Genomic DNA, 25,632 nt, shown 5'->3' with positions numbered 1-25,632 from the left:
TCGTGATGACTGAGAACTACACTGCGCTCTACGAAGAGCACAAGAAGCTCGGCGCTTCCTTCACCGATTTCGGTGGCTGGCAAATGCCCCTGAAGTACTCCTCCGAGCTGGCAGAGCACCACGCCGTCCGCCAGTCCGCCGGGTTGTTCGACCTGTCCCACATGGGCGAAGTCTGGGTCACGGGCCCCGAAGCCGCCGCGTTCCTGGACTACGCCCTGGTGGGCAAGATCTCCGCCATGTCAGTGGGCAAAGCCAAGTACTCGCTGATCTGCCAGGAAGACGGCGGCATCATCGACGACCTCATCACCTACCGCCGCGGGGAGACTAAGTTCCTGGTGGTGCCGAACGCCGGCAACGCCCCTGTGGTTGCCGCAGCCCTCGCCGAACGGGCCGCCAACTTCGACGTCGTCGTCGAGGACGCCTCCGCGGCAACCTCGCTGATCGCCGTCCAGGGCCCCAAAGCGGAAGAGATCCTCCTCCGCTTGGTGCCAGCCGAACAGCACTCCGTCGTCACCGAGCTCAAGTACTACGCCGCCGTCGAGGTGCCGTTCACCTTTGCCGGGAACACTACGGAACTGCTGCTTGCCCGCACCGGCTACACGGGCGAGGACGGCTTCGAAATCTTCGTGGACAACGACGCCGCCGCGGCTCTGTGGCAGGCCATCGCAGCCGTTGCCGAGGACGGCGAGCTGATCCCCGCAGGTCTGGCTTCGCGTGACTCGCTGCGCCTCGAAGCCGGCATGCCGCTCTACGGCAATGAGCTCTCCCGCGAAGGCAACCCCTTCTCGGCAGGACTGGGTCCAGTAGTCTCGCTCGCCAAGGAAAGCGACTTCGTGGGCCGTGCCGCCCTGGAAGCTTTGAAGGCTCAGGGGGCAGGTTCCACGAGCGGCCGTAAGCTGGTTGGCCTCAAGGGCCTGGGCCGACGCGCCGGTCGCAGCCACTACCCGGTCCTCAAGGACGGCGTGGTGGTCGGCGAAGTCACCTCCGGTCAGCCCAGCCCCACCCTCGGACACCCCGTGGCACTGGCATATGTCGACGTCGAACACGCCGAACTCGGCACGCCGGTTGACGTTGACCTCCGCGGCAAGGCAGAACCCTTCGAAGTCGTGGCATTGCCGTTCTACAAGCGGGCCAAGTAGCTCCAATCCGCTAGGCCGATCACGCTTGATTTAGACCCAGAGCTTCATAACGTAAAGGAAAAAACACATGGCAAAAGTTGCACCTGAACTGCAGTATTCCGACGAGCACGAGTGGGTTGCCCGCGACTCCGGCGACGCCGGATCGAACATTGTCTCTGTCGGTATCTCCGCCGTGGCCACTGATGCCCTCGGCGACATCGTGTACGTTGACTTGCCCGAGGTCGGCGCTGCTGTGACCGCTGGGGAGACCTGCGGCGAGGTTGAGTCCACCAAGTCCGTTTCGGACCTGTACTCCCCGGTGACGGGCGAGATCACCGAAGTGAACTCCGCCGTCGTCGACGATCCCGCACTGATCAATAACGATCCCTACGGTGCGGGTTGGCTCTTCAAGGTGGCCGCCGAGTCCGACGGTCCGCTGCTTTCGGCGGAGGAATACGCTGCGAAGAACGGTGGCGAGCTGTGAGCGCCGTAACCGGGGCCGCCGGCACCGAGAACGCCGTGTTCGAGCAAGTTGTTTCGCCGAGCCTTGACGCGCTGTTGTCCGAGCTGGATCCGGAGATCGCGGCGAAGATCGACGACGAACTGAACCGTCAACGTTCAGGCCTTGAAATGATCGCCTCGGAGAACCACACCGCCGTGGCCGTCATGCAGGCGCAGGGTTCGGTCCTGACCAACAAGTATGCCGAAGGCTACCCGGGCAAGCGCTACTACGGTGGCTGCGAGCACGTGGACGTCATCGAGCAGCTCGCAATCGACCGTGTGAAGGCGCTGTTTGGTGCCGAGTACGCGAACGTGCAGCCGCACTCCGGTGCCCAGGCGAACGCTTCGGTCATGCACGCGCTCATCAAGCCGGGCGACACCATCATGGGCCTGAACCTGGCACACGGTGGACACCTTACCCACGGCATGCGGATCAACTTCTCCGGCCGCTTGTACAACGTTGTCCCGTACCAGGTCCGCGAAGAGGACCACCGGATCGACATGGCGGAAGTGGAGCGACTGGCGCTGGAGCACAAGCCGGCGCTGATCGTCGCTGGCTGGTCGGCATATGCGCGTCAGCTGGATTTCGCCGAGTTCCGCCGGATCGCGGACCTCGTGGGCGCTTATCTGATGGTGGACATGGCGCACTTCGCCGGCCTCGTCGCCGCTGGTCTGCACCCGTCCCCGGTCCCGCACGCACACGTCACGACGTCCACGACGCACAAGACCCTCGCCGGTCCGCGCGGCGGCATCATCCTCTCCAACGACGCCGACATCGCCAAGAAGATCAACTCCGCGGTCTTCCCCGGCCAGCAGGGTGGTCCGTTGGAGCACGTGATTGCCGGCAAGGCAGTGGCCTTCAAGATCGCCGCCTCGCCGGAGTTCAAGGAACGCCAGGAGCGTGTTCTGGCTGGTGCCCGGATCCTGGCCGAGCGCCTGGTCCAGCCCGACGTCACTGCGAAGGGGATTTCCGTGATTTCCGGCGGCACGGACGTGCACCTGGTGCTCGTGGATCTGCGCAACTGCGAACTCGACGGTCAGCAGGCCGAAGACCGCCTCGCCGCGATCGATATCACCGTCAACCGCAACGCGGTTCCGTTCGACCCGCGTCCGCCGATGGTGACGTCCGGTCTGCGGATCGGCACCCCGGCGCTGGCCACGCGCGGCTTCGGTGAAGCAGCGTTCCGCGAGGTTGCGGACATCATTGCCGAGGCACTGATCGCCGACGCCGATGCCGACCTTTCCGGTTTGCGTCACCGCGTGGAGGCCCTCGCCGCCGCGCACCCGCTCTACCCGGGTGTTGCGAACCTTAGCTGAGGTTCTCCTTTGGCCCGTTGGATCCGGCGCGCCTGCCGGATCCAACGGCCTTCGGGCTTTTGGTCACTACACCCGCCGCCCCCAATTATCTAGTTAGGAACCAACATGGCTGTTGGCGTCTTCGATCTTTTCTCTATCGGGATTGGTCCTTCGAGTTCGCATACCGTGGGGCCGATGCGTGCTGCCGCTGTCTTCGCGGGCGAACTCAAGGATTCCGGTGCCTTGGAGCGGGTTGCTTCCCTGCGCGTTGATCTGTACGGTTCCCTGGCCGCCACGGGCCGCGGCCACGGCACGATGACTGCGGTGCTGTTGGGTCTGGAGGGTTTCCATCCGGAGCAGATCCTGCCCGAGGAAGTGGAGGAACGCCTCGTCTCGATCGCCGAAACCGGGACCCTGAACCTTGGCGGCGCAGTCGATCCAGAATCCGGGGTGGCCCTGCCGTATGGGGAGTCGGACATGATCCTCCACCCCCTCACGGTCCTGCCCCGGCATACGAACGGAATGAAGTTTTCCGTTTCCGACGCCGACGGCGAAGTGCTGCATGAAGCAACGTTCTTCTCCGTGGGCGGTGGGTTCATCGTCCGCGAGGGCGAGGAAGACGCAGCCCAGAAGGAACTGGAGGAGTCCAAGAAGGAACTCCCGCTGCCCTTCCGCACCGCCGCCGAACTCATGGGCCGGTGCTCCTCCAAGGGACTCGGCATTTCGGACATCATGTTCATCAACGAACGGGCCTCCCGGAGCGAAGAGGACATCCGCGAAGGACTGCTGCACATCTACTCCGTCATGGTGGCCTGCGTCGAAACGTCGCTGAAGCGCGAAGGGGTGCTGCCCGGCGGACTCAAGGTTCGCCGTCGGGCTCCTGACTGGCACGAACGGCTCCTGAAGGAAACCAAGGACCAGGACCCCGACTATCGGGACCCGAAGTACTGGCAGGAATGGGTGAACCTGATCGCCCTGGCCGTGAACGAGGAAAACGCCTCGGGCGGCCGCGTGGTCACCGCCCCCACGAACGGTGCCGCCGGGATCATCCCCGCAGTGCTGTACTACGCCCTGCACTTCGCCCCCGGCATGGACAAAGCCACGCAGCAGGACCGCGACGAGACGATCGTGAAGTTCCTGCTCGCCGCGGGCGCCGTCGGGGTGCTCTACAAGGAGCAAGCCTCGATCTCCGGTGCCGAAGTCGGCTGCCAAGGCGAGGTCGGCTCGGCGTCCTCGATGGCCGCCGCGGGCTTGGCCGAAGTCATGGGCGGTTCCCCGGGACAAGTGGAGAACGCGGCCGAGATAGCGATGGAACACAATCTGGGCCTGACCTGCGATCCGATCGGCGGGCTCGTGCAGATCCCTTGCATCGAACGAAACGCGATCGCCGCGGCGAAGGCCATCAACGCCGCGAAGATGGCGCTCTGGGGTGACGGCACCCACCGTGTGTCCCTGGACGAGGTTATCGTGACCATGCGCGAAACGGGCAAGGACATGTCCTCCAAATACAAGGAAACCGCCATGGGCGGCCTTGCCGTCAACGTCGTCGAATGCTAGGGGAGTAGCCCGCCGGCCTCTTGATGTTCGGCGCGTCGCGCACTATGTTTGGCGCGTCGGGCACCGGACGGCCAAGCGGGGCCCAACAATGCTGCCGATGCCATGGCTGCGAATACCGACCACAAGCTGTTGCTGCGGCTTGCGGAGAGCGGTGGAATGGGGCGGTAGACGATCATCGGGTCCTCCTTGTTCAGCGGGTTATAACCACTCTCCGCCGCCGGAATAGTTGTGCACTTTGGGGAACCTTTGCCCTGGCTGTGAACCGGAGGGTTCCGGGGCCCCGGGCGGAACAGGCCGTAGCTATCTTGGGAGGCCGATAGACTTGAGACTGAAACGCCTGCGCCGCACACCGGTGCCTGCTGCCTCACGTACGCAACTGATTGGACACGGCCCCCTTGCGAGAATTTACCGCACGCTTTGCCACCGCCGAAGAAATCGAACACTGGGACAAATACGTCACGGCCAATCCCAACGGAGGCAACCTCCTCCAATCCGAGGCGTTCGCAGACGTCAAGCAGCACTTCGGCTGGAAGCCCCTGCACCTCGTTTATGAAACCCCGGACTACAGCAGCTACAACCTGGTCCTGGAGAAGTCCTTTCCGCTGCTCGGCAAGCTCTGGTACCTGATCAAGGGCCCGGACGTTGCCGGCGTCGAGGACATCCCGGGGATCATCAGGGCCAACGCGGAATTCGTGAAGCGGGACAGGCTCGGGGTGTTCGCCGTCAAGATCGAACCGGACATCGTCCTCAGCCCGGAATCGCGGGACGCGATCGAGTACACCGGAGTGGTCAAGACTCCCAACCTGCAGCCGAACGACTCCACCGCCTTGTTGGACATTTCTCCGGAGGAGAACCAGCTTCTGCGTAACCTCCATTCCCGCGGCCGCAACGCCGTCCGGAGGGCCATCCGCGAAGGCGTCGAGGTCCACACCATGGAACCCACGGAAGAGAACTTCCGCTCCATGTATGCCCTCATGACCAACACCGTCGAGGCGAAGTCCCAAGTACGGGTCCGCGAGTTCGGGTACTACCGCCAGTTCTGGACCAATTTCATGGACCGTGGCCAGGGCCGGCTCCTGTTTGTCTTCGAAAACGGTGTTCCTTCGGTGGGGGCCTTCGTCATCAACTACGGCCGAAAGGGCACGTACAAGGACGGCGGATCGCTGCAGAAGCGCTCACAGTACGGCGATTCGCACTTGGTCCAGTGGACGGCCATCAACCAAGTCAAGGAGCTGGGCTGCACGGAGTACGATTTCTGCGGCACTCCGCCAGCGGACCGGCTCAAGGACACCACGCACCCGTTCCACGGCCTCGGTCTGTTCAAGACCAGCTTCAGCAAGACCGTCACCGACTTCGTGGGCTGCTACGACCAGGTCATCAGCCCCCTGAAATACAAGCTCTGGACCGCCGCTGGAGAACGCATCGCCCGGCAGATCTACACCCGCCGGACGGGCCAGCAGTTCTACTAGAATCGCCGCGCGATCTACGGCCGGTGAAAAACACCATACTTGGAGGAATCCCGCTCTTTGGAGGAATACCTGCGTGACTGACCGCCCCGACAATAGGCCCAGCACGGACGGCTTGCCCAAGACGCAGCCGCTCAAGCCATCCCAGGTGCGCCAGAACGTCAACGCCAAACGCATGCTTCGCAGGCTCGTGCAGGGCGAGAACCCGCCCACGGCCCCCTTGAGCATCGTGGACCGACTTGCCGGCAGTCCCTACGCCAACCCCACCATTCATGTGGGCGGGGTTGATGCTTCGGCCCGCAAGACCATTGACTTCGCGTTGCACATGGCCGAATCCATGTTCCGTTACGGGGCCGGTGCCTTGGAAGTCGAGACCAGCATCATTGCGGTCACTGCCGCACTCGGTTTGAAGAACATCGAAGTCGACATCACCAACCAGTCGGTACAGATCAACTATGCGCCCAAGGACCAGACTCCGATCACCCTGCTCCGGGTGGTCCGCTCCTGGACCAACAACTACGCCGGTTTGGCCGAGGTCCACCAGCTCGTGACGGACATCGTGGCCGGAGGAGTGGGCAGGGCGGAGGCCGTGCGCCGCCTGGATGACATTATTCGAAGAAGCAAGCCCTTCCCCCGGTGGATGGTCACCATGGCGTTCGGCGTCTTCTCCGCTGTTTTCGTCGGGGTGCTGGGTGGGGGCCTTGGAGCGTCTGCCTTGGCTTTCGTCTCCAACATGCTCGTCAACCTTGTCGCCAGGCAATTGGGCAAATGGCGCACGCCGGACTTCTTCGTGACAGCGGCCTGTGCCTTCCTGGTGACGTTCATTGCGCTCATGCTGCGCTGGGCCGGGGCGGACATCCCGCCCTCGATCGTGGTCGCGGGCGGCATTCTCCTCTTGTTGCCAACGGGACGGCTCGTCTCTTCGGTGCAAGACGCCATCAACGGATTCCCGGTCACAGCGGCCGGGCGATTCCTGTCCACCATTCTCACCTTCGGTGCGATCGTTGCGGGGATCGCTGTCGCGGTGGTGGTCGGTGATCTGTCCGGCAGCGTCCCGATCGACGTCACGCAAACATTCCCCGAGGCGTATCCATTGTGGGGGCAGGCGATCTTGATCGCCGTCGCAGTGATTGCCATCGGCATCACCGAGCAGACACTGCTCAAACTTCTGCTCCCGACGGCGGCAGTCGGTTTGGTGGGCTACTTCATCTTGTGGGGGGCTGCCAACCTCGGTCTGGGGGATCGTCTCTCGCCTGCGATTTCGGCGGTGGTCATCGGCCTGCTGGCCCGGATGGTGGCGCTCAGGCTTGGAGCTCCGCAACTCGTGGTGGCAGTCCCTGCAGCACTCATCCTGTTGCCTGGTCTGAAGATATTCCGTTCCATGTATGTGTTGACGGTGCAGGAAGCGGACGTCTTGCTGGGCTCGGGTGGCATGCTCAACGCGGGAGCAATCGTGCTGGGTGTGGCAGCGGGAATTGTGTTGGGCGACAACCTCGCCCGGCCGTTGACCAAGGGGCTGGCCAGCAACGAGCGCCGCCGCGTTCGCCGACGCTAGGGCCGCGCTCGACGCCGGTAAGGGCCGCTAGATCTGCCCGATCGGCAGTTTTTTCTCGGCTTGGAAATCGTCCTCGACCCGCCCTTGGGCCCAGTATCCGGAGAGCGACACTTGGGAACGCTCCAGCCCGCGCTGCTTGAAGAAGATATCCCGCAAGCCCTTCATGTAGCCGCGTTCACCGTGTGCAAAAACATCCACCCGGCCCGGCAGCCACTTGGCTTCACCCAAGGCATCGAGCAGGATGTGGCTTGACCCGGCCGGGACTCCCGAGCGCAGGAGCCAGCGCAACTCGAGGCCGTCGGGCGCGGCGATGTCGAGGATGTCAGCCTCGCTGTCGACCTCCAGGAAAGCGACGCCCGTCGCGGTGGGTGGCAGGGATTCGATCGACGCCGCGATGGCCGGCAGTGCGGCGTCGTCGCCCGCGAAAAGGTACCAATCGGCGTCGGGCGCTGGGTTGTAGGCGCCGCCCGGTCCTGTGAAGACCATCGCGTCGCCGGGCCGGGCCGCCATGGCCCAGGGACCTGCAAGGCCCTCATCGCCGTGGACCACAAAGTCGATGGCCAGTTCCTGGGCAGCCTCGTCCACCCAGCGGATGGTGTAGGTGCGCGTGTACGGCCACTGATCGCGCGGCATGGTCTCGCGGATGGCCCAAAGATCCAATGGCAGCTCATAGTCGACGCCCGGCTGCGGGAACACGATCTTCACGTAACGGTCCACGAAGGCGTTGTTCGCGTAACCGGCAAAACCGGGTCCACCTGCAATGATGCGCACCATGTGGGGCGAGAGCTGTTCCGTGCGCAGCACAGTCAGGTTCACTTGGGGGCGGGTATTGCGGGAAGCAGACGACGTCGCGGGCAAAGATGTCATGTAGGCAAGCCTAAGCTAGGGCAACGGTGGAAGTTCCCAGATGACGGGATCTGCGCCTTGCATGCGAAGCAAGGCGTTGGCTCGGCTGAACGGGCGTGAGCCGAAGAAGCCCCGTGATGCCGACAATGGGCTGGGGTGCGCGGAGGTGATCGCGGGGGCGCCGTCAAGAAGCGGTTGCACCGCTTCGGCGTCCTTGCCCCACAAGATCGCGACGAGCGGACTCTGTTGCCCGGCAGTTGTGCGGCGCCGGGCGACGGCGGCAACTGCCGCCGTCGTAATCGCCTCCCAACCTTTGCCCCGGTGCGATCCGGCCGCGCCGGCACCAACGCTCAGGACCCTGTTCAGCAGGAGCACTCCCTGGCCGGTCCAGGCCGAAAGATCGCCGTGGACCCGCGGCGGCAGGCCCAGATCGGACTCCATTTCCCGGTAGATGTTCGCGAGGCTTCGCGGGATGGGCCGGACGTGCCCCGATACCGCGAACGAGAGCCCGACGGCGTGTCCCGGCGTCGGGTAGGGGTCTTGGCCCAGGATCAACACCTTGACGTCGGCAAGCGGCTGCCGGAAAGCGCGGAGGATGTTCGACGCCGCAGGCAACACGTGGGTTCCTCGGGCGGCCTCGCCTGCCACGAAGCTCAGCACCGAACGCAATTCGTTTTCGACGCCGGACAGCGCTTCAGCCCAGTCCGGGGTCATCAAATCTTCCAGGGCTTTTCCCGGGAGTGACCCGAAATCGGGGGAGTGATCCTCTGCTTCAAGTTCAAACAACGCTTCTTCGCCTGACACCCAGCCATTGTCGCTGTCTTGGAGCCCTAGGGGAAAGCGACTCGGCCGGAAAATCGTCCTCCGGGAAGGCGGCGGGGCAAATGACATCGGTGTTATTCGCCCGTTACCATTGGCGGGGGACTTTTTTCAGTCAATGCGTCGAAGGAGTGTGTCGTGGCAGAACCCGCGCGGGAACCCATGGCGTCCGAAGCAACTGGATTGGTGTTCGAAGACCTGTCCACCGGGCTCCGAAGCGACTCGCCGCTAGGCGAGCGTGAGCAGCAGATGCTCGCTTTGGAAAGGCAATGGTGGAAGTACGCCGGCGCCAAGGAGCAGGCCGTCAGGGAGCTCTTCGATCTTTCTGCCACCCATTACTACCAGCTCCTCAACGCCCTCATCGATACCGAGGAAGCTCTGGCACACGATCCTATGCTGGTCAAGAGATTGCGTAGACTACGTATGTCACGTCAGAGGGCCCGCACAGCGCGCCGTCTCGGTTCTGACGCGTAAGGCACCCGCTGATCCCCCAGCAAGCAAGCAGCAAGGACAAGGCTTCACCATGACCAAATTTGCCCGGGATGAATTCGACCGCGTCCCGCAGAGCTCATCTCGCCAGGGTGTCCACCGGCTCGTCGCCTCCGCGTCCCGCCCGGCACTGTGGCCGGTCCTGCTCCTGGGCGGAATTGCGCTGGCCGTAGGCCTCGTCGCTTTCCTGATCCTTCCAAAGCTTGGATTCACTTCGACGACCACGCCGCAAGCAGTTGTCACCGCGGACGTCCCTCAACCAAGCGCCGCGGCGTCGGCTCCCGTCAGCAGCCCGGCCCCGGTATCCAGCCAGCCGAGCCCCAGCGACACCCCGTCCAGTGCTCCGACGCCCACGACGGCGCCGTTGGACAAGACCGCCGCCGTCGCGGTCTACAACGGAACCACCACTGGGGGCCTGGCCGCCCGGGTTGCCGGGGTAGTGCAAGGCGGGGGTTGGCCGTTGTCTACGATCGCAAACTGGGGCGGCATGCCCCAGCAGACCTCTTCGGTTTTCTACAAAGGGCCGGCTCAGAAAGGCAACGCCGAAGCCCTCGGTAAACTGCTGGGCATCGCAAACCTCGTGGACAGCGCCGAATTCCAACAGCCTGTGGTCGTCATTCTGGGCCCAGGCTACAAGTAGCAACTCGGTTACGCCTCAATAACATTGCGACCACCCACACCCAGGGTTGCGCTTCTGCAACGTGACTGTGGTTACAGTAGTTGTGAGCTGGCCCGGAGATCCCGGAAGCCGGCCACTGCTAGTTGAAAGTGTGGGGATCATGGCTTTGGGAACCGTCAAATGGTTCAATGCCGAAAAGGGCTACGGATTCATCACCGTGGATGAGTCCGGTGACGACGTCTTTGTGCATTGGTCCGCTATCCAGATGGATGGCTTCCGTGCGCTCGAAGAAGGACAACGGGTCGACTTCGAGCTCGGCGAGGGCCAGAAGGGCCCCCAGGCAGAAAGCGTGCGGCTTATCTAGTGGGTATTGCGGCAACAAGGCTGTCCTGGCCCTTTGGAGGGCGCCGGTCCCGAGTCATTTCGTTGGTATCGCCTCTTCTTGCAGGCTTTGCGGTCTTGGCCCTCGGGCTGTCCGGATGTTCCGCGTCCGTCGGCAATGCCAGGTTGAGCTCTGTTACTCCGAGCGGCGACGGGGTCCTGCGCATCGGGGTGATTCTGGACAATAGCGGCAGTTCCGCATTCCTCAATGAGTCTGAGCTGGCGGCCGCGAAGCTGGCCGTCAAACAAATCAACGATGCAGGCGGATTCAAGGGCAGTCCCGTCGAATTGCTTCCGGCGTCGGGGGTAAGTGAAGGCAGCAGCGCGGCCGCTTTTAGTGCTGATACGGCGAGCCAGGCCAAGGCATTGCTATCGGCGCACGCCGACGTCGTCGTCGGGCCCACGGACTCCAGCCATGCGCCCGCAGCCATCGACGTTCTGTCTCCCGCCCGGATTCCGCTCATTTCGCCAGCCAACACGGCCTCGGGACTCAGCAGCTACAAGAGTGGCGGCTTCTACTTCCGCACCTCGGCCGCTGACGCCGCCCAAGGCAGCGTCCTGGCGAAGCTTGCCCACGACGCCGGCGCCAAGAGGATTTCCGTCCTCCACGAAGCCGGGGACTACGGTACGCGGGTCTCCGGAGCGGTCGTGGACGCGGCCCGCAGCCTCGGCATGGAAGCCGTGTCCAACGCGGAATTCACGGCAGGGAAAGCAGCTCCCGCCGCGGCGAGCATCAAGTCCGGGTCACCGGACGCCGTCGTCGTGGTTGCCCGTGATGGTGCCCCCGGAGCACTGGCCGAGCTCGTGAACGCGGGCCTGGGCGGTAAGCAGCTGATCTTGAGCGACGGGGCCATCCGTCAATACGGAACCACGCTCGGTGCCGGTGGCCTCGACGGTGCGCGCGGAATTCTTCCCGGCGTCTTCCCGAGCGTTGAGTTCCAGTCCGGATTGACGGGCATCGATCCCAATCTCAAGGACACGACGTACGCTGCCGAAACGTTCGACGCCGTCACTCTCGCGGCGCTTGCCGCTGCAGCCGCGAACGACGACGCCGGGGGCTCGATCGCGGCGTGGCTCACCACTGTGTCCGGCGGGGTGCGTCCGACGTCGGGCGATGCGGCCTCGAAAGAACGCACATCCTGTGCGTCATACAAGGATTGCGTCGAGGTGTTGAAGGGGGCAAAGCTCCCGGATTACGACGGCGAGTCCGGGGCCATCGGATTCGACGTCAATGGGGACGTCACCTCGTCCAACTACATGGTCTTCACCTACGGCGCCGACAACACTGCACGGGTGAGTGGCAAGGAGACGGCATCCCGGACGCCGTGATGGGCTGTGCCCATAGCGAACTATCGTGGCGCGGCGAGGCGTTTCCAGCACTCGCTGCTTGCACTCTCCTCAGGTGAGTGCTAATTATTGATTAGCACTCTCAAGCATTGACTGCTAATTCTCCGTATGGCCCCGGCCGTATGGGTGCTGGTGGCCTTGCTTGGGGATCAAAGAACACCTTGCTGGGGTGAGATCCGGAGCCGGCGGCATACAGAGGCCGAATGTGAAGGATCGTCCGTCGCGGGCACCGCAGTGAAGGCACCTTCTTAACGACTGTCCCGAAAGGACTACCGCCGTTATGGCCAAGATCATTGCATTTGATGAAGAGGCACGCCGCGGTCTCGAGCGGGGTCTGAACATCCTCGCCGACGCCGTCAAGGTCACCCTCGGCCCGCGTGGACGCAACGTCGTCCTCGAAAAGAAGTGGGGCGCTCCCACGATCACCAACGATGGTGTTTCCATCGCCAAGGAGATCGAGCTGGACGATCCTTACGAGAAGATCGGCGCCGAGCTGGTCAAGGAAGTTGCCAAGAAGACTGACGACGTCGCTGGCGACGGTACCACCACCGCAACTGTTCTCGCCCAGGCCCTGGTCAAGGAAGGCCTGCGCAACGTAGCTGCCGGCGCCGACCCGCTGTCCCTCAAGCGCGGCATCGAGAAGGCTGTCGAAGCCGTTATCTCCGAGCTGCTCGCCTCCGCCAAGGAGATCGAGACCAAGGAAGAGATCGCAGCCACGGCTTCCATCTCTGCTGGCGACACCGAAATCGGCAACCTTATCGCCGAGGCCCTCGACAAGGTCGGTAAGGAAGGCGTTATCACGGTCGAGGAGTCCAACACCTTCGGCCTGGAGCTTGAGCTCACCGAAGGCATGCGATTCGACAAGGGCTACATCTCCGCGTACTTCGTCACTGACGCTGAGCGCCAGGAAACGGTCCTCGAAGACCCGTACATCCTGATCGTCAACTCCAAGATCTCCAACGTGAAGGAACTCGTTGCGGTCCTGGAGAAGGTCATGCAGTCCAGCAAGCCGCTGCTGATCATCGCCGAAGACATTGAGGGCGAGGCCCTGGCCACCCTGATCGTCAACAAGATCCGTGGCACCTTCAAGTCCGTTGCCGTCAAGGCTCCGGGCTTCGGCGACCGCCGCAAGGCACAGCTCGCCGACATCGCAATCCTCACCGGTGGCCAGGTCATCGCCGAGGAAGTCGGCCTCAAGCTGGAGAACGCCACCCTCGAACTGCTCGGCAGCGCCCGCAAGGTTGTTGTCACCAAGGACGAGACCACCATCGTTGAGGGTGCCGGCGACGCCGACGCCATTGCCGGTCGTGTGGCGCAGATCCGTGCCGAGATCGAAAACTCCGACTCCGACTACGACCGCGAGAAGCTGCAGGAGCGCCTGGCCAAGCTGGCCGGTGGCGTTGCAGTCATCAAGGCCGGTGCCGCAACCGAAGTCGAGCTGAAGGAACGCAAGCACCGCATCGAGGACGCCGTCCGCAACGCGAAGGCTGCCGTTGAAGAAGGCATCGTCGCTGGTGGTGGCGTTGCCCTCATCCAGGCTGGCGCCAAGGCATTCGCCAACCTGCAGCTCGAAGGCGACGAAGCAACGGGCGCCAACATCGTCCGTGTTGCCATCGATGCCCCGCTGAAGCAGATTGCCTTCAACGCCGGCATGGAGCCGGGCGTTGTGGTGGACAAGGTCCGCGGCCTGCCCGCAGGCCACGGCCTGAATGCCGCCACCGGCGTGTACGAAGACCTGCTGGCTGCCGGCGTCAACGACCCCGTAAAGGTCACCCGCTCGGCCCTCCAGAACGCTGCGTCCATCGCTGGTCTGTTCCTGACCACCGAGGCCGTTGTTGCCGACAAGCCGGAGAAGAACGCTCCGGCCATGGGTGGCGGCGACGACATGGGCGGCATGGGCGGCTTCTAAGCCCCCCCGCGCTGACTCACTAGTCACAAGCACGACGACGGTTCCCGCCTCAGGTGGGGGCCGTCGTCGCCGTTTAACGACGCTCGCTCACGTTTGGTGGGTTTCCCGCTGACGCTCGCTCACGTTTGGTGGAGGAGGGCTTTGGGTTTGGGCCCCATATCCGCATGAGGGTTTGAAATTTTCGCCGCATAAGTGAGCGAGCGTCCTTCGGGGGGATGTGATGGGGTGTCAGGGTGGTCTGGCAGGATGGAAACCATGACGATTATTGCTGCCGCCGACGGTTCTGCCCTCGGCAATCCCGGGCCTGCTGGTTGGGCTTGGTATGTGAACGACTCTTGCTGGAGGGCCGGCGGATGGCCGCACGGAACCAACAACCAAGGCGAGCTGATGGCGGTGTTGGACCTTTTCCGGTCCACGGCGCATATTCCCGATGAAGAGCTGAAGATTCTCTGCGACAGCCAGTACGTCATCAACTGCATCACTAAGTGGATGCCAGGATGGAAGCGGAAGGGCTGGCGAAAAGCCGACGGAAAGCCCGTCTTGAATGTCGATCTGCTGAAAGACATCGACCAGTCCATCATTGGCCGCAAGTATACGTTCGAGTGGGTCAAAGGCCACGCGGGCCACGAGCTCAACGAGGCCGCCGACGAGCGCGCCCGGGCCGTTGCGAGTGCGTACCAGCAAGGCATAACAGTCGTCCCTGGCGGACCCGGTTATCCAGGAGCCGTCGAAGCGCCAAGGGCTTCCCCATCCCGCACCGTAAGGGCGGAAGTGCCCTCCCTCTTCGACGATCCCCACGACGACGCTGAGGACGGTGAGGACGGTGAGGACCTCACCTTATTCGGCAGTCAGGATCTTTCCAACGGTCCGGCGTTGGGCACCGGGCCGGAGCCGTTCACGGAGCCGGAAGCCTTCATCGAGCCTACTTTGTTCGCCGGGGACGACGAGGCTGGAGCCCTTGCCCGGAGTGGCGGAAGCTCGGACGAGGACACGGTGGTTCGCCTCGAAAGAGAGCTCCTGCGGCCCGACGTCAGGGGCGACCTCGGGCGAACAGGGATCTTGCTTCACCCAGACTTTACCGAGATCGGCAGCACCGGACGCGTTTGGTCCCGTGACGAACTCATGATGGCGTTGGAGGACAATCCAGGGGAAACCGCGGAGGCAGAGGTCATTTCGGCAGACCGTATCTGCAGCAACACCATCCTGCTGAGTTACAGAAGTTACGGGCGGGCAGGATCCGCCGTCCGGAGTTCGATTTGGTTGCTCGACGACGGCCGATGGCGCTTACGCTTCCACCAGTCGACGCCGGAGAAGTAGGGACGCGGAAGCAGAAACGGACGCTGGCGGGCAAGATGGATCCGGCGGGAAGCCGATGCGCCCCCCGCCGGAATCCCTCATCTACTTGCTGGGTACGTCTAGTAGCTGAACCGCTGGGTGTTGCCCTGTTCGGTTTGCAGGTAGCTTGCCGCTGCGGAAGACAGGGCCAGGTTGATGGATGCAAGCGAGGCTTCCACCTTGTTCTGGGTCAACGCCCATTCCGAGACGAGGGCCTGGAAATTGTTGGCCGCTGATCCCTTCCACGTGGCCTGGAGTTCGTCCAAACCACTTTTCATCGCCTGGACGTCGGCGCTAATCCGATCCACGGTGGCTTTGACGTTGGTGGACTTGAGCTGGAGCAGTTCGGTATCGACGGAAATAACGCTCATGGGCGTTGCCTTTCAACTGAAGGTGTCCCGCGGGTGCGGCTGGCTTGTGGTCCACACGACGAGCCTAAAAGCCGGCAAACGTCCCCAACCAGAGGCGAACCCGGCTATGTGGATAACTTCCCGTCACCCCGTCACCCACCGGGCGCTAGTCGGAGACGTCCGCCTCAGCAACGCCATCGGCTACGCTCGCGTCTTCAGGCATCGCGGAGATGGCGTCCTGGAAGGGGAGGCTGACCACCAGCGTGGCCCCGCCGCCGTCGGTCTCTTCGACCCTGACGGTACCGCCATGGGACCCTACGATCGCTGCCACAATGGCCAGTCCAAGGCCGCTGCCGCCGGTCTCCCGGGTGCGCGAAGTATCCGCCCTGTAGAAGCGCTCGAAAATCCGGGGCAGCTCCTCGGCCGGAATACCGCTGCCGTGGTCCCGCACCTCAAGGACGGAGAACATGCCGGAGGGAGTGTTCCTAACCCCGACGGCGAGCTCAATTGGTGACCCTTCAGGGGTGTAGCGCAAAGCGTTCCCCACCAGGTTCCCCAGGACTTGGCGCAGCTTGGCTTCGTCGCCCTGAACCGGTGCAGGCGCCGCGGTCCCGCCGTCGAGCCCTGTTAGTGAGATCTTGCGCGCGCCTGAGGTTGCGAGGGAGTCGACGACGGCGTCGTTCGCCAGGAGGTGCAAGTCCACGGGTTTGAGCTGCAGGGGCCTTTGTTCATCGAGGCGCGCAAGCAAGAGCAGGTCTTCAACCATGGATCCCATGCGTTTGGCTTCGCTCTCGATCCTGCCCATCGCGGTACCCACGTCTTCGGGCGTGGCGAGGGCGCCGTGGCGGTAGAGCTCGGAGAAACCGCGGATGGTGACCAAAGGGGTACGTAGTTCGTGGGAGGCATCGGCGGCAAATCGCCGCATGCGCGCTTCCGAAGCTGCCCGTGCCGCGAAGGACGATTCGATGTGGGCGAGCATCGCGTTGAGCGAGCCACCCAGCCGGCCGACCTCGGTGACGGGGTTCTCGATGTCGACCCGGCGCGAGAGATCACCGGCGGCGATGGCGGCCGCCGTCTTCTCAACCCGGGTGAGGGGACGGAAGGAGCGTGCCACGGTCCAGGTGGCGATGAAGAACGCCAGCACCAGCGTCAGGAGGCCGACGCCCACCACCACGAGGGTGGCGTGTTCCATGACCTTGTCCACGGGGGATAAGGGCAGTCCCACGATCACCACAGCGTTTTGGCCGGTCCGGTTGTCCACAACGTTGACGGCTACGACGCGCCAATCGTCCCCGGTTGTCCCGCCCACCTGGAAAGGCGCGTAATTCCTGTCCTTGGCCTCGGCGGGCGTGATGTTTGCGATGCTGGGCCGGTCGGTCCTGCTGCCGCCGAGAATGCTCTGAGGAAAGCCCGGCGAATACAAAGTCAGGGAGTAGTCCGTGGGCACGGTCGGGTTGGGCTCAGACAGGTTGGCGAAGGATTGTTGCTGCTGGGCGAGCTGGACGGCGGCCTTGAGCTTGTCGTCCACCTGCCCTTGAAGGTAGCTCTTGACGAGCGTCAGCGTCCCGGCACCGGTGGCGGCCAAGGCAAGGAGCAGCAGACCCATGATGATGGCGACCAGCTGCGACCTGAGGGACGCCGACTTCCAACGGTTAAACAAGTCAGCGCTTCTCGGCCGTCCGCAGCACGTAGCCGACGCCGCGCTTGGTCTGGATCAACGCAGCTGCATCGGGATCAATGTCCACCTTGCGCCGGAGGTAGGAGATGTAGGATTCTACGATCGAAGCGTCCCCGTTGAAGTCGTACTCCCAGACGTGGTCCAGGATCTGCGCCTTGGAGAGCACCCGGTTGGGGTTCAGCATGAGGTAGCGCAGCAGTTTGAACTCGGTGGGTGAGAGCTCGATGATGGTGCCGCCTCGGCGTACCTCGTGCGCGTCGTCGTCGAGTTCCAGGTCATCGACGCGGATGACGGCGTCGTCGTCTTCCATGGGCTGCGTGCGGCGCAACACGGCGCGGATCCGCGCCACCACTTCATCCAGGCTGAAGGGCTTGGTGACGTAGTCGTCCCCGCCCACAGTCAGGCCGGTGACCTTGTCCTCGGTGTCGTCCTTGGCGGTCAGGAACAGGACGGGGAAGTGCTTCCCGGCAGCCCGGAGGCGGCGAGTGACGGTGAACCCGTCCATGTCCGGGAGCATGACGTCCAGGACCGCGAGGTCCGGGGCGTGGAGATCCGCGGCTGCGAGTGCTTCGCGGCCGTTCGACGCCGCAACGACCTCAAAGCCAGCAAAGCGCAGCGAGGTGGAGAGCAGCTCACGGATGTTGGGTTCGTCGTCGACGACGAGCAGCTTGGCTTCGGGGCCGTTCTTTTTCATACCATTCATGATGCTCCCAGTTTCTGGGAGTTGACTGGATGCTTGTTGTGAGAATTATCCAGGTGTCGTGGTTGCGTGGCCGTCAGGTGCCCAGGGCCAATCCGACGCCGAGTCCCACCATAGTGACGGCAATCCCGCCGTCCAGGATTCGCCAGGACGCCGGGCGCGCAAAGAATCCGCGCAGCAGTCTTGCGCCGAACCCCAGCGAACTGAACCATGCAATGCTGCCCAGCATGGCTCCGGCGCCAAACCACCACTGCAGCCCGGGCCCCTGGGTGTTCGCCAGAGATCCCAGCAGCAAGACGGTGTCCAGGTAGACATGCGGATTGAGCCAGGTCAGGGCCAGGACGGTTGCGAGGGTAGCCGCCCGTCCGCTTCGACTGCTGCCCGAAGATTCTGGATCGGCGGACTCCAGTGCTTTCGGCGTGAGGATCCGCCGCGCCGCCATCACCCCATACGTGATGAGGAAAGCGGCACCAACGTAACGGAGGCCGACGACGGCGGCAGGGGCCGCGGTGAGCAGGGCACCGGTGCCGAGTACCCCGGCCGCGATGAGGATGGCGTCCGAGATGGCGCACACCGCGACGATGGGCCCGATGTGTTCGCCGCGGATTCCTTGCCGGAGGACGAAGGCGTTCTGTGCGCCGATGGCAACGATGAGGGCCAGGCCTGCGCCGAGGCCAAGGCAAGCGGCATGAAACGCGTCGGGAGAGATCATTCTTCGAGGCTAGGTTCAGCACGCAGCATTAGTACAGCTATACATTCTTAGGCATCATAAGATCATCTTATGGTCAGATTCTCTTCGGAACAGCTGCACACCTTCGCCGCCGTGCTCACGGAAGGTACGCTCGAGGCGGCCGCGCGGTCACTGAACATCACGCCGTCGGCGGTCTCCCAGCGGCTCAAGGCGTTGGAACAGGCATCCGGAAGGGTGTTGCTCCAGCGCAGCAACCCCGTCCAGGCCACCGAGTCGGGACAGGTGGTGCTCAGGCTCGCGAGGCAATTTGCCCAGCTGGAAGCCGACGCGGAACGTGAGCTGGGCCTGCCAGGCGAGTCCCCGATGGTCTCGGTTCCGATCGTGGTCAACGCGGATTCGCTTGCTGTGTGGTTCCTCAATGCACTCACCCGGGTCCCCGCCGAGTTGAATGCCGTGTTCGACCTCCACCGTGACGATGAACAGCATTCCACGTCCATGCTGCGCGCCGGAATGGTGATGGCCGCGGTAACGGCGACTCCGGAGCCTGTACAGGGCTGCCGCGTGGAGCCGCTGGGAAGCATGCGCTACCGCGCCGTCACCACCCCGGGTTTCAGGACCCGGTGGCTTCCCGACGGCGTGAACGTCGCCTCCCTGCGCGCGGCTCCTGCCGTGGACTTTGACCGCAAGGATGAGTACCAGCATCGGTTCCTGGAGCTCATGGGCGGCGCGCGGCGTGGAATGGAACCGGCAGGTCCGCGCCATTACGTTCCGTCGAGCCAGGAGTTTGCCGAGACCATCCGTTTGGGGCTGGGGTGGGGGCTCTTGCCTGAGACGCAATGTGAACGGGAGATAGCCGATGGGCGCTTGGTGGAACTCGCGCCCGGGCGGCCGCTGGACATTCCCCTCTACTGGCAACGATGGCGGACTCCATCGCGGATACTGGACGCCGTGACCGAGGCGGTCCGCAGCACCGCCGCGGACGTGCTGCGCAGAGCCTGACAGCCAGCCAAATGCCAACACGCTGCGAGCACGGTCATGAATTGTCGTAGCCTCGTTTCACACTGGAGCCATGGAGAATTCACAAACACCGAACTCGCAAACACCGAACTCGCAAACACCGGAAGCCCAGCAGCTCGAATTCCATGTCAGCTACCTGAACACACTTTCCGGACGCATCGAGCACGAGGAATTCGGCGATCGCTCCGCCGCTGAGCGCTTCGCGAATGCGCAGCTGAAAGAAGCTGAAGCATGGGCGGTTGTCGACGTCGTCGTGCTGCCGGCAGCGCAACAGCAGCACGAACACGCACAACAGCTGGTTGCCTAGCGCTTAGCGCCGGCTTGCTTAACGCCTAAGCAGTTGGAACGTCCTTGGCATCCATGATCCGGTACGCGTAGCCCTGTTCGGCGAGGAAACGTTGCCGCTTGGCGGCGAAGTCCTGGTCGAGGGTGTCCCTGGCGACCAAGGAGTAGAAGCGTGCGGCCCGGCCGTCCTGCTTCGGGCGAAGCAAGCGCCCCAACCTCTGGGCTTCTTCTTGGCGGGAACCGAAGGACCCCGATACCTGGATCGCCACGGAGGCTTCGGGAAGGTCGATCGAGAAGTTGGCCACTTTGGACACCACGAGGGTCTTGATGTCCCCGGCACGGAAGGCATCAAAGAGCTTCTGCCGCACTTTCACCGTGGTGTCGCCTTTGATCACGGGAGCGTCCAAGCGCTCGCCGATCTCATCCAACTGGTCGATGTACTGGCCGATCACCAGCAGCTGCTCGCCCTGGTGGAGAGTCACGAGCTGCTCCACCAAGTGGGTCTTGGTCTCCGACGTCGCGCACAAACGGTACTTGTCCGCATCTTCGGCCATGGCGTAGGCCACGCGCTCGTCTCGGGGGAGGTCCACCCGGACCTCCACGCAGTCCGCCGGCGCAATATAGCCCTGGGCTTCGATGTCCTTCCACGGTGCGTCGTAGCGCTTGGGACCAATCAGGCTGAAGACCTCGCCTTCGCGTCCGTCCTCACGCACCAGCGTTGCCGTGAGCCCAAGGCGCCGGCGCGCCTGCAAGTCCGCGGTCATCCGGAAGATCGGGGCGGGCAGCAGGTGGACTTCGTCGTAGATGATGAGTCCCCAGTCGTGCCCGTCCACGAGCTCCAGATGCGGGTAGAGGCCTCCGCGCTTGGTAGTCAGGACCTGGTATGTGGCGATCGTGACGGGCCGGACTTCCTTGACCGCCCCCGAATACTCGCCGATCTCCTGCTCCGTCAAGGACGTCCGCTTGAGGAGTTCGTCCTTCCACTGCCGGGCGGCGACCGTGTTGGTCACCAGGATCAGCGTAGTCGTGGAGCTGATAGCCATGGCGGCCGCCCCCACCAGCGTCTTCCCCGCACCACAGGGCAGGACGACGACACCGCTTCCGCCGGCCCAGAAGTTCTCCGTGGCAAGCTTTTGGTAGGGCCGCAGATGCCAGCCCTCCTCGTTCAAGGCAATCAAATGCGGAGTGCCGTCCACGTAGCCGGCGAGGTCCTCGGCCGGCCACCCGATCTTGAGCAGCAATTGCTTGAGCTGGCCCCGCTGGGAGGAATGCACCACCACGGTTTCGCCATCGATCCTGGGACCCAGCAACGGTGCGATCTTCTTGGCCCGGATGACCTCCTCGAGCACAGGGTAGTCGTCGGTGCGCATGACCAATCCGTGTTGCGGGTCTTTCTCCAATCGCAGCCGGCCATAGCGCGACATTGTCTCTTCAATGTCGATCAGCAACGAGTGCGGCACCGGAAACCGGGAATAGCGCAGGAGCGTATCGAGGACTTTTTCGGCGTCCAGTCCGGCGGCGCGCGCATTCCATAGGCCCAAAGGGGTGAGCCGGTAGCTATGGACATGTTCCGGAGCGCGCTCCAGCTCGGCGAATGCCGCAATCGCATGCCGTGCCTCGGTGGCGAGCTCATGGTCGACTTCCAGCAGGATGGTTTTGTCGCTCTGCACGATCAGCGGACCGTCGCTCACTTTTGCTTCCTCACTTGTGCGGATCGCCCGCGGGTTCCACATCGATAATGCGGTGAATGGACAAGACTCTTTCGGTGTCCCTGGCGGCGTCGAACACCCGGACACGCCCGCCGGACACCGATACGGGAACAACGGTCTCGGTGTTGGAATTCCCCAAGCCGTCAACCACGTTCATGGTGACGGCTTGCTTCAGGCGGATCGCCCGTTGCAGGGTTTCGAGTCCCAGTTGCGTTGCCGTTTCGCTTGTCGCCTCGCCGTGGACGGCACGATGCTGCCTCAGCACGGCAAGTTGGGCGTCGATGTCGTCGTCCGCCGGGGCCGTACGGGGCGCCGTGTAAACGGGGCGTGCACTGCTGGCCACCGCCGTCGTCCTCCTAAAGCGTACGACGGCGGTCTCCGCCTCCTGCACGGCAGGCGAGAGTCCCAGCTCGCGCAGCACCCTCGCGGTTTCCCGGGGGCTCGCCGCGGAGGTCAGCACTGTGGGGGCGATCCGGACGAGCCCCAGGCTTGCGGCCCCGGGTTCGCGAGCGAGATCGGCGATGGCGGCCTCGTCATCGCTTTGGATCAAACTGGGACTGCTGGCGACGCGGAGCCGTCCGTGCCGCGAGGCGATGTCCTTGATGAGGTATTGGAGGGGTTGTGGAACATCGGTTGCCGAGTGGGAACGCAGGAACCCGAGGATGGTCTCGGCGTCTTGGCCGGCGTCGAGCGCCCGGCGGATCGAGTCGCCCGAGAATCGGAAGATCGTGGCCGGACCTTGGCCCTCGGCCTCCGCGATCATGAGGAGTTTTTCGCTCAGTTCAGGTGCCAGGTACCCGGGCGCGACGGCGGTCAGGTCTGCTTGGAGCAGGACGTGATTGACGGCGGCGGGCAAGTGCTCGCCGAGGATGCTGAGGGCTAGCTCGGGGTGTTCGGCCGCGATCGCGGAGCCCAGCTGGGTCAGGGCGCCGGAACCCATAAGCCCCAGGAATTCCGCCTCGTGCAGGATGCCGCGCACGAGGGAGCTGAAGCGCCGGGACATGCGGGGCTGGCTCCATTCGGCGCGTTCCATGATGGCTTCGGCGTTGAGCACCGGAACCTTGCCGTCCGGCGCTTCGGCCTCGCGAGTGAGTTCGTCGAGGATCTCCAGAATCCGCTTGCGCACAAGGGGCGCGTCAGGGCGTTGAGCCTCGGCGGACAAAGCGTTGATGGAAGGTGCCGATGAGCCGGATCGCGAAGCGGTGGTGGCAGGCCCAAGGAATGTCTGCCCGACGAGTGAGGGCGCGCGCTCGCTGGCGAGCCAGGCGTTGACCAGCCAGAGCCACTGTTCTTGGCGCGGGAGCGTGAGCCACTCCACCGAGGGCGGCTGCACCCAGGTGGAACTGTCCACATCCAGGCGCAGCAACCCTGACAGGGCACCGAACTCAAGGAGCAGGGCCGTCTCCGGCATGTCCAAGCGGAGGCTGTCCGCGAGACGCCTGAGCTCCCGCACGCCGACCCCGCCGCTGCGCAGTGTCACCACCGGCTGCTCCTGGACCGCATGGAGGAGTTCGCCTACTAAGCGGAGGGCTTCGGCGATGGCACCCAAAGCGGCATTTCGGCGCAACGAGGCGCTGGTCTGGCCAAGCTCCGGGACGGGAGGCTTCAACGTGAAGTGGTCCACGATCGCGCCTCCGCGCAGCGACAAGCCGACGCTGTGCGGCAGCTCGACGTGACCGGCGTCGAGGGGGACGAGCAATCCGCGGGCCAACAGCCAATCGACCGGACCGACGTCGCGGCCTTCATGGAGCACGGAAGCCTTGCGCTGCGCCTGCGGTACGGCGCCCATGGCCCAGTTGCCGAACTTGTTCAAAAGAGTACGCGTCCGGACGGGGGCCTCGAACAGGATGTGCTGGAGGTTCTCCGGCGTCGAAGTCCAACGCTGCAGCGCCAGCGCAGCGTCCATGGGAGTGGTGGCAGGAAGGATCGTTGCGCCGCTCTGGTGGAGTTCGGCAACGAGCTGCACCACGCGCTGGGCGAAGGCTGGTTGCAGCCGTACCAACTCGGTGTAGCTGCGGCCTAAGCCGGCCGGGTAGATGCCGATGACATCCTTGAGGCTGCCCACCGGCAAGTAGAAGCGCTGCCGGCCAGGATTGTGCACCGTGGCCGGCGGATCGGCCCGGTGGATGAGCGCCAGGTCCTGGAGCTTGTTCAAGATCGGCTCGAGCGCCGCAAGCGTAGCTCCGTTGATGCATTTCTTCAGTCCGGCCGCAGAGACACTGTGGCCGGTGTCTGCGTTGGTGCAGAGGTGGAGGGTCTCCAGTACCTGCATTTCCGGTTTGTTGAGCTGCTCGAGCGCGCGCTGCACGCTGACCCTGGCGCTTGCCCGCGCCGCGAGTGCCGCGAAGTCCGGAACGACTGGAGAAATGAGGTCCGGCCGCGCAGCAAACAGGGCCCGCAGCGAATCATCGCTGCGCGCTGCCAGTTCCTTGCTGAGCGCACGAATAAGGGACATCAGTTCAACGTTACCGCCAGCCGGACCCACCGTCGGGCTTTCCGGACGCTCATTGGCGGCGTCGTGCCCACACGGAGTCAACCACCAATGCTGCCATCAAGATAAAGGCGAGCGGCAGGCCGTAGAGGGCGGTGAAAGTGATCCAGACCGGTGCCACGCCGTTGGCAAAAGCGATTGCCATGACAGTGCCTACGGCCGCCAGGGACAGGACTGCGACGACGGCGGCAACTATCAAGAGCGGGCGGCGGTAGCCGTGGGGAATCATGGATGTAACGCTAACAGTCCCGGACCTCATTCACCGTTCCAAGCCCGGGTGCAGTCTGCTTGCGGACAAAAGGCGGCGGAACCTGCCCTGCCGGGGTCTCAAAGCGCGAATCCGTGGCTGGGCAGGATAACCTTGAAGTAATAGACCAACACGGACCAGGCAGTTACCCCTGTTCCCGCAGTATCCTGCGGATGCGGTGACGTGCCGGCTGTGTCTCAAAGCAAGAACGAAGAAGGTTGATTACGTGCCCACCGGCAAGGTCAAGTGGTATGACAAGGACAAAGGCTTCGGATTCCTCGCAGCAGAGGACGGCCAGGAAGTGTTTCTGCCCAAATCCGCACTGCCCGAGGGCGTAACGGATCTCAAGGCAGGCACCCGGGTTGAGTTCGGCGTCGCCGACGGTCGCCGAGGCGCCCAGGCGCTGGGCCTGCGCGTGCTGGACAAGTTGCCGTCCATCGCGAAGGCCAAGCGCATGAATGCCCGCGAACTCGCGCCCGTTGTCCAGGACCTTGTGTCCGTTCTGGACAACCTTTCGGGGACGTTGTCGGCCGGTAAGTACCCTGAAGGCGCCAAAGGCAAAGCAATTGCGGCAGCTCTGCGCAAGGTTGCCGACGAGCTGGAAGCCTAAACCCCGATGACATCGGAATCCGCTGAAGCCAGTCCTGAAATGGCCGGAATTGATGCCGCTGCTGTAACGGCTGGAACGGCCGGTCCCGGGGCTGAGCGGAAGCCGGCCACGGCGAAGCGCCGCGCCGGCATTCCAGTGTGGCGCGTCGGCAAGCCGGACGCCTTCCTTGCCGCCGCCGTCGACGTTGCCCGAAATGCGGTAGGGACCATCGCCAAGCCCGGTGAGATCGGACCGCATATTGCGGCGCGCTCCGAAGGCGAACGCGTCGTCACGCACCTGTTCGAATCGCGGCTGGCCGGCTATGGCGGCTGGCAGTGGTACGCCGTCGTGACCCGCAATTCGCGCTCCAAAGTGGTCACGGTCAGCGAGCTGGGGCTCCTGCCGTCCGAGGACTCCATCCTCGCCCCTGAATGGGTGCCGTGGGCAAAGCGCGTCCGTCCGGAGGACGAGGCTACTGCAGCCGAGGAATTGGCGGAGGAGGCTGGCGTCCCCGTTGACGCGGAGGACGACGGCGGCCCCTCCGGTGAGGACGTCACCGCCTCCGGTGACGAACAAGAGAGCGACGAAGCCGACGACATCGAGGCCGACTAACCCTTGGCGGACCCGGCGATCGAAT

Annotated in this window: 26 protein-coding genes; 16 read left to right on the top strand and 10 right to left on the bottom strand. The window is 63.9% G+C overall.

Features of this window, described 5'->3' with window-relative positions:
- Positions 1-5: 5 nt before the first annotated feature.
- The 4 genes from gcvT (at position 6) to ABD884_RS18360 (ending at position 4,472) form a co-directional block, all read left to right on the top strand.
- Positions 6-1,139, top strand: coding sequence for a glycine cleavage system aminomethyltransferase GcvT (gene gcvT, locus ABD884_RS18375; RefSeq protein ID WP_345049124.1), 1,134 nt, complete (start codon positions 6-8; stop codon positions 1,137-1,139).
- A gap of 67 nt (positions 1,140-1,206) precedes the next feature.
- Positions 1,207-1,602 carry a glycine cleavage system protein GcvH gene (gcvH, locus tag ABD884_RS18370; RefSeq protein ID WP_345049120.1) on the top strand — a complete coding sequence of 132 codons (396 nt, stop codon included), beginning with the start codon at positions 1,207-1,209 and terminating at the stop codon, positions 1,600-1,602.
- Positions 1,599-2,936: a serine hydroxymethyltransferase gene (gene glyA / locus ABD884_RS18365; RefSeq protein WP_051423088.1), complete on the top strand. Its 1,338-nt coding sequence runs from the start codon at positions 1,599-1,601 to the stop codon at positions 2,934-2,936. The genes gcvH and glyA overlap by 4 nt, the downstream gene beginning before the upstream one ends.
- Before the next feature lie 105 nt (positions 2,937-3,041).
- Positions 3,042-4,472 carry an L-serine ammonia-lyase gene (locus ABD884_RS18360; protein ID WP_345049115.1) on the top strand — a complete coding sequence of 477 codons (1,431 nt, stop codon included), beginning with the start codon at positions 3,042-3,044 and terminating at the stop codon, positions 4,470-4,472.
- On the opposite strand, the gene ABD884_RS18355 is transcribed toward ABD884_RS18360, so the two are convergent.
- Positions 4,469-4,648, bottom strand: a complete 180-nt coding sequence (locus ABD884_RS18355; RefSeq protein WP_345049110.1) for a hypothetical protein — start codon at positions 4,646-4,648, stop codon at positions 4,469-4,471. The two genes, ABD884_RS18360 and ABD884_RS18355, sit on opposite strands and share 4 nt — an antisense overlap.
- Before the next feature lie 219 nt (positions 4,649-4,867).
- Between ABD884_RS18355 and ABD884_RS18350 the strand changes: the two genes are divergently transcribed.
- A complete protein-coding gene (locus ABD884_RS18350) occupies positions 4,868-5,941 on the top strand; it encodes a lipid II:glycine glycyltransferase FemX (RefSeq protein ID WP_345049106.1) in 1,074 nt (357 codons plus the stop codon).
- A 73-nt stretch (positions 5,942-6,014) separates the two neighbouring features.
- Positions 6,015-7,493, top strand: coding sequence for a threonine/serine exporter family protein (locus ABD884_RS18345; protein WP_345049101.1), 1,479 nt, complete (start codon positions 6,015-6,017; stop codon positions 7,491-7,493).
- 27 nt (positions 7,494-7,520) lie between these two features.
- On the opposite strand, the gene ABD884_RS18340 is transcribed toward ABD884_RS18345, so the two are convergent.
- Together ABD884_RS18340 and ABD884_RS18335 are read right to left on the bottom strand one after the other, a co-directional pair.
- Positions 7,521-8,360: a siderophore-interacting protein gene (locus ABD884_RS18340; RefSeq protein ID WP_345049096.1), complete on the bottom strand. Its 840-nt coding sequence runs from the start codon at positions 8,358-8,360 to the stop codon at positions 7,521-7,523.
- A 15-nt stretch (positions 8,361-8,375) separates the two neighbouring features.
- On the bottom strand, positions 8,376-9,143 hold the full coding sequence (locus tag ABD884_RS18335; RefSeq protein ID WP_345049089.1) for a uracil-DNA glycosylase: 768 nt from the start codon (positions 9,141-9,143) through the stop codon (positions 8,376-8,378).
- A 153-nt stretch (positions 9,144-9,296) separates the two neighbouring features.
- Between ABD884_RS18335 and ABD884_RS18330 the strand changes: the two genes are divergently transcribed.
- The 6 genes from ABD884_RS18330 (at position 9,297) to ABD884_RS18305 (ending at position 15,220) form a co-directional block, all read left to right on the top strand.
- Positions 9,297-9,632, top strand: a complete 336-nt coding sequence (locus tag ABD884_RS18330) for a DUF3263 domain-containing protein (protein WP_376953346.1) — start codon at positions 9,297-9,299, stop codon at positions 9,630-9,632.
- 49 nt (positions 9,633-9,681) lie between these two features.
- Positions 9,682-10,287: a LytR C-terminal domain-containing protein gene (locus ABD884_RS18325; RefSeq protein WP_345049076.1), complete on the top strand. Its 606-nt coding sequence runs from the start codon at positions 9,682-9,684 to the stop codon at positions 10,285-10,287.
- Between the two features lie 139 nt (positions 10,288-10,426).
- Positions 10,427-10,630 (top strand): cold-shock protein, encoded by a 204-nt coding sequence (locus tag ABD884_RS18320; RefSeq protein WP_028266154.1) that lies wholly within the window; start codon positions 10,427-10,429, stop codon positions 10,628-10,630.
- A gap of 62 nt (positions 10,631-10,692) precedes the next feature.
- Positions 10,693-11,976 (top strand): ABC transporter substrate-binding protein, encoded by a 1,284-nt coding sequence (locus ABD884_RS18315; protein WP_345049065.1) that lies wholly within the window; start codon positions 10,693-10,695, stop codon positions 11,974-11,976.
- 298 nt (positions 11,977-12,274) lie between these two features.
- Positions 12,275-13,903 carry a chaperonin GroEL gene (groL, locus tag ABD884_RS18310; protein WP_028266156.1) on the top strand — a complete coding sequence of 543 codons (1,629 nt, stop codon included), beginning with the start codon at positions 12,275-12,277 and terminating at the stop codon, positions 13,901-13,903.
- A 255-nt stretch (positions 13,904-14,158) separates the two neighbouring features.
- Positions 14,159-15,220: an RNase H family protein gene (locus ABD884_RS18305; protein ID WP_345049059.1), complete on the top strand. Its 1,062-nt coding sequence runs from the start codon at positions 14,159-14,161 to the stop codon at positions 15,218-15,220.
- A 98-nt stretch (positions 15,221-15,318) separates the two neighbouring features.
- Here the strand turns inward: ABD884_RS18305 and ABD884_RS18300 are convergent, their stop codons facing one another.
- The 4 genes from ABD884_RS18300 to ABD884_RS18285 form a co-directional block, all read right to left on the bottom strand.
- The gene (locus ABD884_RS18300) at positions 15,319-15,609 is read right to left on the bottom strand and encodes a WXG100 family type VII secretion target (RefSeq protein ID WP_345049056.1); all 291 of its coding nucleotides are present in this window, start codon (positions 15,607-15,609) and stop codon (positions 15,319-15,321) included.
- 145 nt (positions 15,610-15,754) lie between these two features.
- Positions 15,755-17,248 (bottom strand): sensor histidine kinase, encoded by a 1,494-nt coding sequence (locus ABD884_RS18295; RefSeq protein ID WP_345049051.1) that lies wholly within the window; start codon positions 17,246-17,248, stop codon positions 15,755-15,757.
- 1 nt (position 17,249) lies between these two features.
- Positions 17,250-17,960 (bottom strand): response regulator transcription factor, encoded by a 711-nt coding sequence (locus ABD884_RS18290; protein WP_028266160.1) that lies wholly within the window; start codon positions 17,958-17,960, stop codon positions 17,250-17,252.
- Between the two features lie 82 nt (positions 17,961-18,042).
- Entirely contained in the window at positions 18,043-18,678 is a 636-nt protein-coding gene (locus ABD884_RS18285) for a LysE/ArgO family amino acid transporter (RefSeq protein ID WP_345049046.1), read from the bottom strand.
- A 69-nt stretch (positions 18,679-18,747) separates the two neighbouring features.
- Here ABD884_RS18285 and ABD884_RS18280 point away from each other — a divergent pair, with 69 nt between their 5' ends.
- Together ABD884_RS18280 and ABD884_RS18275 are read left to right on the top strand one after the other, a co-directional pair.
- The gene (locus tag ABD884_RS18280; protein WP_345049040.1) at positions 18,748-19,656 is read left to right on the top strand and encodes a LysR family transcriptional regulator ArgP; all 909 of its coding nucleotides are present in this window, start codon (positions 18,748-18,750) and stop codon (positions 19,654-19,656) included.
- Between the two features lie 70 nt (positions 19,657-19,726).
- The gene (locus ABD884_RS18275) at positions 19,727-19,981 is read left to right on the top strand and encodes a hypothetical protein (RefSeq protein ID WP_345049031.1); all 255 of its coding nucleotides are present in this window, start codon (positions 19,727-19,729) and stop codon (positions 19,979-19,981) included.
- A gap of 25 nt (positions 19,982-20,006) precedes the next feature.
- Here ABD884_RS18275 and ABD884_RS18270 read toward each other — a convergent pair whose 3' ends face one another.
- Genes ABD884_RS18270 through ABD884_RS18260 form a run of 3 tightly spaced genes read right to left on the bottom strand, consistent with a single transcriptional unit; the run spans position 20,007 to position 24,388 of the window.
- Positions 20,007-21,650, bottom strand: a complete 1,644-nt coding sequence (locus ABD884_RS18270; protein WP_345049024.1) for a DNA repair helicase XPB — start codon at positions 21,648-21,650, stop codon at positions 20,007-20,009.
- Positions 21,651-21,660: 10 nt separating this feature from the next.
- Positions 21,661-24,123, bottom strand: a complete 2,463-nt coding sequence (locus ABD884_RS18265) for a helicase-associated domain-containing protein (RefSeq protein ID WP_345055032.1) — start codon at positions 24,121-24,123, stop codon at positions 21,661-21,663.
- A gap of 49 nt (positions 24,124-24,172) precedes the next feature.
- Positions 24,173-24,388: a hypothetical protein gene (locus tag ABD884_RS18260; protein ID WP_345048990.1), complete on the bottom strand. Its 216-nt coding sequence runs from the start codon at positions 24,386-24,388 to the stop codon at positions 24,173-24,175.
- A gap of 244 nt (positions 24,389-24,632) precedes the next feature.
- Here ABD884_RS18260 and ABD884_RS18255 point away from each other — a divergent pair, with 244 nt between their 5' ends.
- Positions 24,633-25,016 (top strand): cold-shock protein, encoded by a 384-nt coding sequence (locus tag ABD884_RS18255; protein ID WP_028266166.1) that lies wholly within the window; start codon positions 24,633-24,635, stop codon positions 25,014-25,016.
- A gap of 6 nt (positions 25,017-25,022) precedes the next feature.
- Entirely contained in the window at positions 25,023-25,607 is a 585-nt protein-coding gene (locus ABD884_RS18250; protein WP_345048981.1) for a DUF3027 domain-containing protein, read from the top strand.
- Positions 25,608-25,632: the final 25 nt, after the last annotated feature.

This window comes from Arthrobacter methylotrophus, assembly GCF_039539965.1.
Classification (GTDB): domain Bacteria; phylum Actinomycetota; class Actinomycetes; order Actinomycetales; family Micrococcaceae; genus Arthrobacter; species Arthrobacter methylotrophus.
The sequence above is the reverse complement of the archived record's forward strand: the minus strand, read 5'-3'. Positions and strand labels throughout refer to the sequence as shown.